At 45.6% G+C, this 11,729-nt stretch carries 9 protein-coding genes and 1 tRNA gene; 2 read left to right on the top strand and 8 right to left on the bottom strand.

All coding sequences use genetic code 11. The features are described 5' to 3' along the window. Window positions 1–59: 59 nt before the first annotated feature. From AABW11_RS05425 to AABW11_RS05415, 3 genes are all read right to left on the bottom strand, one after another. Window positions 60–401: an endonuclease domain-containing protein gene (locus AABW11_RS05425; RefSeq protein ID WP_445263742.1), complete on the bottom strand. Its 342-nt coding sequence runs from the start codon at window positions 399–401 to the stop codon at window positions 60–62. 303 nt (window positions 402–704) lie between these two features. Beyond that, entirely contained in the window at window positions 705–3,092 is a 2,388-nt protein-coding gene (locus AABW11_RS05420; RefSeq protein ID WP_340103770.1) for a 3-hydroxyacyl-CoA dehydrogenase/enoyl-CoA hydratase family protein, read from the bottom strand. Between the two features lie 97 nt (window positions 3,093–3,189). Beyond that, window positions 3,190–4,977, bottom strand: coding sequence for an AMP-dependent synthetase/ligase (locus AABW11_RS05415; RefSeq protein WP_340103769.1), 1,788 nt, complete (start codon window positions 4,975–4,977; stop codon window positions 3,190–3,192). A 277-nt stretch (window positions 4,978–5,254) separates the two neighbouring features. Here AABW11_RS05415 and AABW11_RS05410 point away from each other — a divergent pair, with 277 nt between their 5' ends. After that, on the top strand, window positions 5,255–5,698 hold the full coding sequence (locus AABW11_RS05410) for a hotdog fold thioesterase (RefSeq protein WP_340103768.1): 444 nt from the start codon (window positions 5,255–5,257) through the stop codon (window positions 5,696–5,698). A gap of 146 nt (window positions 5,699–5,844) precedes the next feature. Here AABW11_RS05410 and AABW11_RS05405 read toward each other — a convergent pair whose 3' ends face one another. Together AABW11_RS05405 and AABW11_RS05400 are read right to left on the bottom strand one after the other, a co-directional pair. Continuing rightward, entirely contained in the window at window positions 5,845–6,054 is a 210-nt protein-coding gene (locus AABW11_RS05405; protein ID WP_340103767.1) for a YgaP family membrane protein, read from the bottom strand. Between the two features lie 566 nt (window positions 6,055–6,620). Continuing rightward, window positions 6,621–7,382, bottom strand: coding sequence for a creatininase family protein (locus AABW11_RS05400; protein WP_340103766.1), 762 nt, complete (start codon window positions 7,380–7,382; stop codon window positions 6,621–6,623). Between the two features lie 391 nt (window positions 7,383–7,773). On the opposite strand from AABW11_RS05400, the gene AABW11_RS05395 reads away from it, so the two are divergent. Then, window positions 7,774–7,860, top strand: a tRNA-Leu gene (locus AABW11_RS05395). Window positions 7,861–8,196: 336 nt separating this feature from the next. Here AABW11_RS05395 and AABW11_RS05390 read toward each other — a convergent pair. From AABW11_RS05390 to AABW11_RS05380, 3 genes are all read right to left on the bottom strand, one after another. Beyond that, complete coding sequence (locus tag AABW11_RS05390; RefSeq protein WP_340103765.1) at window positions 8,197–9,585, bottom strand: PQQ-dependent sugar dehydrogenase; 1,389 nt, start codon at window positions 9,583–9,585, stop codon at window positions 8,197–8,199. A gap of 92 nt (window positions 9,586–9,677) precedes the next feature. Further along, on the bottom strand, window positions 9,678–10,694 hold the full coding sequence (locus tag AABW11_RS05385) for an SMP-30/gluconolactonase/LRE family protein (RefSeq protein ID WP_340103764.1): 1,017 nt from the start codon (window positions 10,692–10,694) through the stop codon (window positions 9,678–9,680). 523 nt (window positions 10,695–11,217) lie between these two features. Beyond that, window positions 11,218–11,679 carry a hypothetical protein gene (locus AABW11_RS05380; RefSeq protein WP_340103763.1) on the bottom strand — a complete coding sequence of 154 codons (462 nt, stop codon included), beginning with the start codon at window positions 11,677–11,679 and terminating at the stop codon, window positions 11,218–11,220. Between the last annotated feature and the right edge of the window lie 50 nt (window positions 11,680–11,729).

Genomic DNA, 11,729 nt, shown 5'->3' with positions numbered 1-11,729 from the left:
TCAACAAATTTGGGATTCAAAAGTCCCCTCCTTCTCAAGGAGGGGATTTAGGGGTGGTTCTATTCGTATTTTGTTATCAAGGGAATACCAATATTCCTCGCTCTTTCCTTAAAAATATCTTCCAAATACAAAACAATGCTTTCATAATCATCTTCAAGATCATAATTATTCAACCTAATCAGCTTTATTCCTTCATCTTTGAGTAAATCATTTTTCCTGGAATCACTTAGTTTTTTACTAGTGAATTCGTGTACATCTCCATCAACTTCAATTGCCAATTTCAATTCCGGACAGTAAAAGTCTATCACAAAATTGTCTATCCCATACTGTCGCCGAACTTTAAACCCAAGCATGTTCTTTCCTTTTAAATCATTCCACAGTATGACTTCCCACTTCGTCATATTATTTCGGAGATATTGCCGCTGCTTCTTGGTTTTCTTTGGATTAAGCATATCGTTCGGATTTAGCTAATTCTTCACATTTCTCACTATCAATAATAGAAAAAGAGGCTTAAAGGATTAAAAATCCTGCTATTTAGCTGTCTTTATTATTGGATCTATCAAAAATCTAAACTGTAAAAAAATCCTTGATTCAACCACCCCCAACCCCTCCTTGCAAAGGAGGGGAGCGTTTTATCCATTTCCACACTCAAGACTCATATCTCAAGACTCATATCTCAAGACTCAAGACTTATAACTCAGCACCTAATTCCTCAGCGGCTTCCCCGTTTTCAGCATGTGCTCCATTCGTTTGTGGGTTCGTTCGTCCTTAAAGCACTCCAGGATCGCTTCGCGTTCAAGTTTTAAAATGTACGACTCAGGCACATCTTGCGGTTCGCTCAGGTCACCGCCGGTCATGATATCGGCAACTTTGCCGGCCAGCACTTTATCGTAGGGAGACGCCCACTTCCCTTGCGTCATAATGTAAAGTGTAACGTCCAGAACACTTTTGCCGGTCTTGCCCATTAGCTTAATAGTTGGCTCGGCCGGAGGTCGATACCCGGCATCAGCTATGGCTCGCGCCTGTTCTTTAGCTGTTTTCAGCAGCAAATCTCGATGCATCACGATCATATCTGTATCCCTCAGGTAGCCGAGCTTTCGGGCTTTGGGTGCGCCATCTGAGACTTTGGCGAGTCCAATCGTTTTAAAAGCATCTTTCAGGTAGGGCAGTGGATCGGCATTCTCATTTTCATTTACTTTATTCATCGCCCGAAACAGCAGCTCTTTTGTTCCGCCGCCAGCCGGGATCAGCCCAACGCCAAGTTCTACCAAGCCACAATACAGTTCATGATGAGCAACAACCTTATCGCTATGCATCATAAACTCCACACCGCCGCCAAAACATCGCCCTGCCACCGCACTGATCACAGGAAATGGCTGATAGCGCAGGCCCACAGCCACACGCTGGAAATTTTCAACGGCCTCAACAATCTTATCAAAGTCTCCATCCTTAAGCGCCTGACCGGCCTCGCCCAGGTTTGCCCCATAGCTGAAATTTTCGTTATCGTGGCCAATTACAAGAGCATCAAACTGTTCCTTTACGATTTCACAACAGTGGTGCAGTGAGCTAACCAGTTCAAAACCGAGCGTCTGCTGCTTGGTTCTGAATTCGAACAGCGCCACGCCATCACCTATATCATACAGTCCGGCACTGCTGTTGCCCCACACCTCTTTTGCATCCTTCTTCAACTGTTTTACGGTAATGGCTCCCCTTGCCGGTGGTGATAGCTGATCAACATCACCTGTTGCAAGATTATATACGGTGCCATCATTCTTATAAAATGTATCGCGGCCGCTGTCGAGCATGTTCTGCACAGAATCCGGAACCTCGCGTCCATCTGATATCATCCTCTTTACTGATTCTCTAACCCCGATGGCATCCCATCGCTGGAATGGACCCAGCTCCCAGTTGAATCCCCACTGCATAGCACGGTCAATCGATTCAACAGACTCGGTAATTTCCGGAATCCTGTTGGCTGAATACAGTAGCAGGTCGCAGTGAATCTTCCAGAGAAACTCGCCCGCTTTATCATCCTGATTTACTAAATATTTTAGCCGCTCACCGGATGATTTGAACTCCTTTTTGGCCTTTTCGGCTGATTCAAATTCTACATCTACCTGCGGCTCATACTCAAGCGAATCGGGATCAACCACGTGATACTCTTTTCCTTCATCGGTTTTTACTTTGTTATAGAATCCATGCCCGGTTTTATTACCGTGCGCACCTTCCTCTACCATTTTTTGGAATTCTTCAGGGACTTTAAAAACCTCACGCCGTTCATCATCCGGAACCGCCGGATAAAGATTTTCCGCCACGTGATTTAGCACATCAAGCCCGGCCATATCAGCCGTTCTGAAGGTCGCCGCTTTTGAGTAACCAGTAAGCGTTCCGGTGAGGTAATCGATCTCTTCGGCCCGGAATGTACCATCAAAAAACCACGGCATTATGGTGGCCATTGAAAACACACCAATCCGGTTTGCTATAAAATTTGGTGTATCTTTGCACTGAACCACTCCCTTGCCGAGAATCTTCTCGCAAAACCTGGTCATGTAGTTTACGACATCCTCATCGGTTGTCCCGGTCGGAATAATCTCGAGCAGCTTCATGTAGCGCGGCGGATTAAAAAAATGGGTACCAAGAAAGTGCCGCTTAAATTCATCAGACACATTCTCACTGATATCAGAAATCGGCAGGCCGGACGTATTGGAACTGACAATCGTGCCTTTTTTCCGGACCTTTTCCACGTCGTCCATCATATCCTGTTTGATGTCCATTCGCTCTACAATCACTTCACACACCCAGTCGGCATCTTCAATCCAGGACAGATTATCTTCAAAATTTCCAGGCGTAATTCGATCGGCCCATTCCGGAAGAGCCAAAGGCGCCGGGTTCATTTTTTTCAGTTTCTGAATGTTCTCTTCAACCGTTTTATTGGGCCTGTCGGGATCATCCGCTTTCAGATCAAGCAGCTTCACATTCAGACCTGCGTTTATGCAGTGAGCCGCAATTTGGCTCCCCATAACCCCGGAACCGAGTATGACTACGTTCTGAATGTTAAATTTTTTTGGTTTGCTTGCTGGTTCTTGAGTCATAGATTGTGAGTTGTGAATGTTAGTTTTGAATTGCTGAGTCCTGAGTCCTGAGTCCTGAGATATGATATTCTAAATACTCATGACTCACTACTCAAGACTATTCCTCATCATACATCGATTCGATTTCCTCTTCGTAGTTCTCCTTAACCACCGATCGTTTCACCTTCATAGTTGGCGTAAGTTCGCCACTGTCGATACTGAGGGGTTCTTCGAGGAGAACAAATTTTTTCACCTTTTCCCACGGCGAAAGCTCTTTGTTGGCTTTATCTACTTCCTTCTGGATCAGTTCTCTTACTTTTTCATCTTCAGAAAACGGCTCATCAGGAGTGTATCCATCTCGCTTTAGACGTTTAATGACGTTATCATAAGACGGGATAATAAGAGCAGAGCAAAACTTTCGCTGATATCCAAGCACCACAATCTGGTCAATAAATCCGGAATTCGAGATGACGTTTTCCACATTCTGAGGAGCCACATATTTCCCGGTTGAAAGCTTGAACATCGACTTTTTACGGTCGGTGATAAATAAAAACCCATCCTCATCAATTTTGCCGATATCCCCGGTTTTAAACCAGCCGTCGTCCGTAAAAACTTCTTTCGTTTTCTCCTCGTTTTTATAATAACCTTTCATCACGTGCGGGCCTTTGGTTAGTATCTCCTGATCGTCAGCGATCTCTACCTGCACGTTACGGAGCGGCTTACCTGAGCTGCCAATACGCATTTCGCCGGGCGTCTGAACTGTAATAACAGGTGAGGTTTCTGTGAGTCCATAACCCTGCACACAGTTAAAACCAATGGCGTTTATAAACTTAAATACTTCAGGCGAGAGTGCAGCGCCGCCGCTTACCATCCCTTTCAGCTCATCTCCAAAGAGCTCGCGAATTTTACTGTACACAAGTTTATCCGCAATTTTATGTTTGATACCATCCAGCCCAGACGGCGGGTACTCAGGGTCATAATTCTCCGTTCTGTACAATGCCCAGTAATAGAGATTCTTTTTAAGCCCCGACATCTCCTGCCCTCTCACCTTCACACCGGTATGAATTTTTTCGAGCAGCCGCGGCACCGTTGCAAAGAAAAAGGGCTGAACATGCTTAAAATCATCTCGGATCTCGTCAATCGTTTCGATGAAGTAAATTCTGCTGCCCATGTTCAGGTACATATATTCGATCATCCGCTCGAATACATGCGAAAGCGGCAGGTAAGAGAGCATATTGTTCCCTTTGAAATCTTCAACAGGGAACGGCAATTTCTCGAGTGACGCCATCACATTAGACGCAATATTATCGTGAGAAAGCATCACCCCTTTTGGCATTCCAGTCGTACCGGAGGTATAGATCAGCGTTGCGAGGTCATCGGGTTTTACTTCTTTTCTGAGTTTATCAAAGATGTCAGGTTCCTTTTCTATCAGCTTCTCCCCCATTTCCATCACCTCATCAAACTGCTTTAACTTCCCGTGTTTAGAGCCATGGATGGATATCACCGCTTTTATGGATTTTACTTCTTTAATAAGCGGCTTTGTTTCTGAGAATAGTTCATCATTTGATACAATGTGGGCGACAGCATCAGAATTTTCCAGGATGTACTTAATCTGATCGCCGGGCTGTGAAGGGTAGATCGGCACATTAGCCGCACCGATTGAAAGGATGGCGAGGTCAGAAATGAGCCACTCCGTTGAATTTTCGGAATGAATCGCGACCTTGTCTCCGGGCCGAACCCCCAGTTTGTACAGACCCATCGCAAATTTGTGCACCTTATTCTTGTAGGTCTCAACGTCGGTGGTATGCCAGGATCCCTTGCGTTTGGTTGATGTAAACAAGCCCCCGGGATGTTTATTCAGCCCTTCATAAATGATCTCCGGCAGTGTTTTTTTTGATCTGTTCATGGGCAAAAAAGCGGTTTTTATACAAATGAAGTCAGGTTAACACCGTTACTTTAATTTACACTTTACAGAGACTTTTAAAAATTTGTTCGAAAAAAAATATTACCACCGGATGCAAGTGCTTTAATGCCAGATTTTGCTGATATACCTACCATTATTTCAGAATCACATCCCAAACTAATAACTCAATATTGTCCATTTTATAAAATGAAAACATCTGCCAGTTCTCTATTTTAAAAGAACAGATATTAAAAAGACTCACAAAAAGACAAAATTTTACATGCAGATAGAAGATCAAATAAAAATTAAAGCTGAGGCTATGCTCTCATCAAACCAAAAACATATGGGCCAGGCACTGGGAATTGAATTTCAGCTGATCAGTCGTGATGAGATGCGTGCCAGGATGCCGGTAAGTGAAAATACAATTCAGCCGTTTGGAATACTTCACGGCGGGGCGTCTGTTGCACTGGCTGAAACTCTGGCTTCGATAGGTGCCTATCTGAATATTGACGATGATAGTAAAATGGCTGTGGGACTGGAAATCAATGCCAACCATATCAAACCGGTCAGGCTGGGCGGATCCGTTGAGGGCATTGCAAGACCTCTTCACCGCGGGGCGAAAACACAGGTTTGGGAGATCAGGGTTCAAACGGAAGGAGGAAAGCTGGTGAGCATCTCGAGATGTACACTAGCTGTGGTTAAAAGGCGCAATTCAACGCCTTGAGACACCACCATTGATGGACAAAAAAAAGGGAATCACCGTGCGATGTACAATCAACCCCCATCGATTAATAGTCGCCGGTGATTCCCAACTCTCTGTTTTATGAATGAGTTCTCTTATTATTGGCTCATTTGTGAGTCAGTTTATCCTTAATTCTCCCTCTCAAGATTCGCGCTACATGTTTGTATACCAAAAATCCTGTAAATGGGGCAAAATGCTAATGCACCCGAGCCCACTAAAATGATTCCGGCCAGGCCCCACAAGTTATTGTAATAGAGTCCTGCTAAAATAATGATCATTCCCAATGCGACGCGTAATACGGAGTCTACGTTTCCCACATTCTTTTTTACTATTCTCATCTCATTCACCTTTGTCGGTTAATTGTAGTTTTCGGTAATTGATTAATGTCTGATTTCTATATCAAATATATCAATCATCTATCACATCATTCGTAATCCACAACCTGAATCCGATGTAGTTCAATCTACTACAAGGGGTGATCCCAGATGAATACTTATGAGTAAATGAGCTTTATCATTTTCATTGCCGGGAAGCCTTCTTCTATTTGGTGCTTTGCAAGAAATACCCGCGCTGCGGAATGGGCAGATGCGCCGGATTCAAAATCCGGTGGCAGCCATCACGCTTGGGTTCCAGGACAAATCATTGTGCAGGGGGGAACCTGGCGTAGGTGCGTAACATCAACCGCAAGCCGTATTGAGAAAAATACCTGACCTGCGATATACACAATCTCATCTATGCCAATGGAGCCCTCTTCAGCTCCAGCTACTATACTATTCCAGGGCCTTACAGAATCTCTCACAAATTTGTGTGGCATTATTTAGACGGGTTAGCCAGCTTCATGACGAGAATTATTAATGCAGGGTGTGACTTGATTAATCAACAAGGAAAACCATAACCCACCACGTCACTCATACAAATCATCGGTGTCAGCGCTGCACAGCTCTATATAGAACGACGCCAGTTTATCGGTCAGATCGTTGAAGAAACGCTCTCCCTTCTCTTTGTCCGATTGCGATGGGTCACCCACGCCGGTATCCTCCGTTACCTGAGACCATTTCCTTTCGGCCCATGCCCAGGGCTCACGAAAAGCTTTCACTTTGTGCTTTTTGTCGTGTCCACTCCCCGCCTCAGACAGAGGCCGCACCAAATCGCCGGCGAAATACATCATCAGGCTTGTTTCCATTTCGTCGGCATGATCGCCGCTGTTCTCAAAATATTGCGTTTTATCCAATGCCTGAAACCAGTTGCAGCAGCTAAGCAACATTTCAGGAAACGCCACTCCAAGTTCGCGCAGCATCATTTTAAAATCGTTTCCACCATGGCCATTCAGCACAAGTAGTTTCTTCATTCCCTGCCGGTCCAGCACTTCAATAATATCTCTCAACACAGCCTGCTGGGTACTGGGGTTCATGTTGATATTGAGGCGAATATCCGTTTGACCGGTATTCACTCCAAACGGCACTGTGGGTAACACCATAACCCTGCCTCCCTTATCCCACGCTTTTGCGGCAGATTCCGCAGCAATATGGTCTGCCTGTATATTATCAGTAGCGTATGGCAGATGATAGTTATGGGCTTCTGTTGCACCCCAGGGCAAAATCACAAGGTCTACTTGTTGGGTTTTCACCTCTTTCCAACTCGACTCTGCAAGAATATATGGCCTCATGTTTCCTTTTCTTTGATTTGGGTTCAATTTGTATATCATGATGCTAAAATAGTTCTCAAATGTTCATTCTACAAAATAAACCCGGAACCGCTCTGTTCGTCAAGATGTGTTACGATTTGATGGTTCAACCTCTTGCCTTAATTCTGCACGAACGATAAGTATTGCTAAAACTAAAAGCAGACATAAATGTGCGATTACTGATCGTTGACTATTGCTCAATTTTTGTACCCGGTGAATTAAATATCAGTGAACCCATTCATAATTTACAACCTGATACCGAAGTAATTCAGTCTGCTAAGGGAGTGTTGTGAAAGAACAGCTTTTCGTTAAAAAACACTTTGCTATTTTCATTGGCACAGAGCCTTCTTATATTTGATGCTATTCAAGAAATGCCCGGGTGGCGGAATTGGTAGACGCGCCGGATTCAAAATCCGGTGGCAGCGATGTCGTAGGGGTTCGAGTCCCCTCCCGGGTACCACTCAGAATAAAGATCATAGATGTTAGATTACAGGCAGGTGTTTTTCTTGAATTGTAAATTTAGGATACTCTTTGATTTTTTTCACTGTAAAACAGTTGTGAAACAACTTCTCTATTTATTTCACTACGTAATCAAACGTCACCTGAACGACAATGAAGCCGGCTTACGCTCTCTACTCTGCCTCTCATACACTTCGGGAAATTTAAATGGATTGGCCACTTCATTTATAAACACATCTTTAAGAAATCGAATAGCAGTCATTGGATGAGTCATACGGCAATCAAAGATTGATACAGCATGACTCATTCCTTCAACAACCCACCCAATAACTATCCGCTACTCACTATCACCGGTATAAACCACTCGCCAGATTCGGCCATCTTTGGAATCGGAGATATAAAGCGCGCCATCCGGTGCCACGGCAAGGCCCATCGGACGGTAGTCTGCCTCACCCGGCCCCGAGAGGGAATCCGTGCCGGCAAAGCTATCGGCAAAGGTTTCATAATCGCTCGATAATCCACCCTCTTCGAAGGGAATAAATGAAACTTTGTAGCCCTGTTGCGGAAGTGGTGCCCGATTCCAGGAGCCATGAAAAGCGACAAATGCTCCGCCACGATAGTACTCGGGAAATTGCTCGCCCGTGTAAAAAAGAAGATCGTTAGGTGCCCAATGGCCCGGAAAGGCTGTCACCGGATCAAGATAGTCTGCACAGCGTCCGATTTCCTCTCCGTCACCGCCATATTCAGGAGCGAGCACTTTCTGCCCCTGCTGCTGATCATAGTAGCAGTACGGCCAGCCCGCATTGGCCCCTTCACTTAGACGAAAAATCTCTTCAGCCGGCAGTTCAGCATTTTCTTCTTCGGTATAAAGATCCGGCCAGAGTGTGTTGAGCTGATCACGTCCGTGTTGAGCAACGTATAGCGCGTTTTCCGATGAATTCCAGTCGAGGCCAACCACGTTGCGAAGTCCCGTAGCGTATCGTATACCGTCCTGCTGAGTTTGACCGGGTGTGTCAGCCGAAAAGCGCCAGATGCCGGCCTGCCGCTCTAATTGCGGGCAGGGATCCATTCCCGGAGATCCGGCTGTCCGGGATTCCTGCTGGCAGGCATTCGACGGAGCACCCACATTTACGTAGATATACCCGCTATCATCAAAGGCAAATGATTTGGAGGCGTGTGAACTCTGTTCCGGAAAGCCGCTGACTATAATCTCCGGATCGCCATCAGGCACAAGCGCGCCATCTTCCGGCATTGGCCAGCGGTAGACAGCAACTTGATTGGAAGCCCAGATATATCCGTTGTGAACAACCATCCCGGTCTCCCACTGAATACCTGATCCCGGCTCGGTCATATTACTGAAACGCTCGATGATATCGACATTAAAGTCGCCCGTGGTATCGCGCAAAGCGGCAATGCCTCCCTCTTCACTGCGTGATTTTACGTACAGATCACCGTCGGGGGCTATAGCTATATGGCGCGATGGCCCAATACTGTCGGCTACGATACTTGCACAAAAACCGTCGGGCAGCGTGATACCACCATTATCTTCATCGCATATAATGTCTGCACTCATTTGGTTTTGATTGCTGTCATTGGCAGGATTTCCGCATCCGGCAATCAGGAGTATCGAGAGAAGAGATAAAAAGGGAAGAAGCCGGGCACACTTAGAATCATATATCGAAACTTCCATGGCTTCAGAATTGAGCAGTTTATTTTTGATGTCCATGATTATCGTTGTTTAGAGTTTTGGATGGATACAAAAGATATCAGTTATTGAGCGAAATCTTGAAGTTTATAAATTTCCAGGAGTTCAGAGCATTAATCAAGCGGCAGAAATCCAAGGGTACTTTGTGACGTCATTGGAATAACAAGCTGGTTGGATTCTGGATCATAACAAATAGAAGCGGCACTCGGGATGTTTTCAGCAATCAGCTCAGCCGTCTCTCCAGGACGAATTCGGGAGATTCCACCCTGTGTAACGCTGCTGACATATTTAGTCCCGTCGCCCATGATTTCTATTCCGTCGCCTCCGGCCTGGACTGCCTGTTCGGTTTTGATCAGCTCGCCATCAGGTGAAAACGTGAGCACATCCGGGTTGCCAAAATTGACAACAACGATGTTTCCATCGGGATCGATTGCGATACCGTTCGGAACGTTGATGGGTTCACCAACAGAAAAGACGGACTTCTCACCGTCGGGTATCACTTCCCATACGCGCCAGGATTGTGGATCAGCATCGGGACCGATGTCTCCGGTCTGTGTTGTGTAAATGGTTCCGTCGTCGGCCACAGCGATATCGTTTATCCAGGGAGATTCTTCGATACGGATATCACCCAAAGGCGCGCCCGTTTCCAGGTCGAACCGGCGAATCACGGCTACGGTTGGATCATCACTATTTGTCCCCCCATCACGATCGGCAAAATAGAGTACGCCATTGGCAATTTCACTTCCCAGGGGATCATTTAGGACTAACGGCGGTGACAGGCTGCTGCGCTGTTCCGGTACCTGTACTCCAATCCATTTGGTGGTATGAACAGAGCCGTCAGTGTTAATCAGTGACACCCATGCGTTATTTTCCTGAACTTGCTGCCGTGACCCCATGCTTGGCACGACAATCAGATTTCTTTTGGAATCGTAAATACAGCTTTCTGCAGTTTGAATGGCGCCATACACGTTTACATTTGAAGAGATCGGGTGAAAATCACCATCAGAGATCATACCAACCGGGGTGCCCACAGGATATGGATCGGTTTGCTGTGCTTGTACAGGATTACTTATCATACATAGCGAAGCAAACGCTAAAATTTGCGAGCCAATTGACGAAATTATATTCATTTGATATGAATCTTTTAAACGCGGTTTAAGATTTAATGTTTGAAAAGTATAGGCAAACAGTGAGTCAATAGTGCTGATGACATTTATCGCTTGGGAAAAGAATTGTCATCCTCAAGGCAACTATCAATCTCATAAAAATTACACAAACCAAAGGATAGCTGCTCCTAAATGGTTTTAATGAATTAATAACGACCTATAATTAAACATTTAGCGACAGACAGGCAAGCTTTTTGATTGGAGCACCGTGGATGAAAGTTTGTAGCGTAAAAATTTGAGAAGAGCATTGTCGAAGAAACTCATTTTCCGGTCAACATTTTCGGAAGGAACTCGACAGTCAAGGCATCTCCTCGTCTGACGACTTTAGAAAAGACAAACCCCAGGCCCCACACCCCACAGTCGTCTGACGAGTTCCCGGGGTCAAGCCCTCAACCGTTTCATACACTCAAGTTATGAGCCCTTTCCACTCGACAGTCGAAAAAAACCACAAAGTGAAACCTGGGGCAATCGACAGTCGAGGTATATCCTACTCAAACACAATCTCACGCCTGCCCACTGTTGCCGAGATTTGGTTTGCTTCGCTGCAGTTTCCCGGTGTTGCCAGAATTCCGTCACCATCGACAGTTCCCGGCTGGTATCCTTCACAAGACGACGGATGGCCAATGATTGTAATTGAACTGCCTGCCACTGCAAACACTTCAAGGGTTCCGTTTTCTGTCTGGGCAAACAGTCCGTCCTCGCTGATGCCCGATACCGGAAGAAGTTTCCCCCGGATGATGAATCCGTCAAATGACCTGCTACCACCGTTTAGTGATTCAGGCCTTAAAAAATAGTCCTGGGCAGATGAGGCAAGAGTAGAGATATCGATTGTAAGTGCATCACGGTTTGCTGATTGCGCAGCGGAATCAAATGTTGTGACGGCGACAAGTGATGCGATGCCGATGACGATTGTGACCAGTACAATTAATAAAAGTTGTTGTTGTCCCATAGATACTCCTCCATTTGTTGGTTTTACCGGCCCTGATCGTTCGGGAGAAC

Source organism: Rhodohalobacter sp. 8-1, from assembly GCF_038150125.1.
Lineage (GTDB): Bacteria > Bacteroidota > Rhodothermia > Balneolales > Balneolaceae > SW132.
This window is presented reverse-complemented; position numbering and strand designations above follow the sequence as displayed.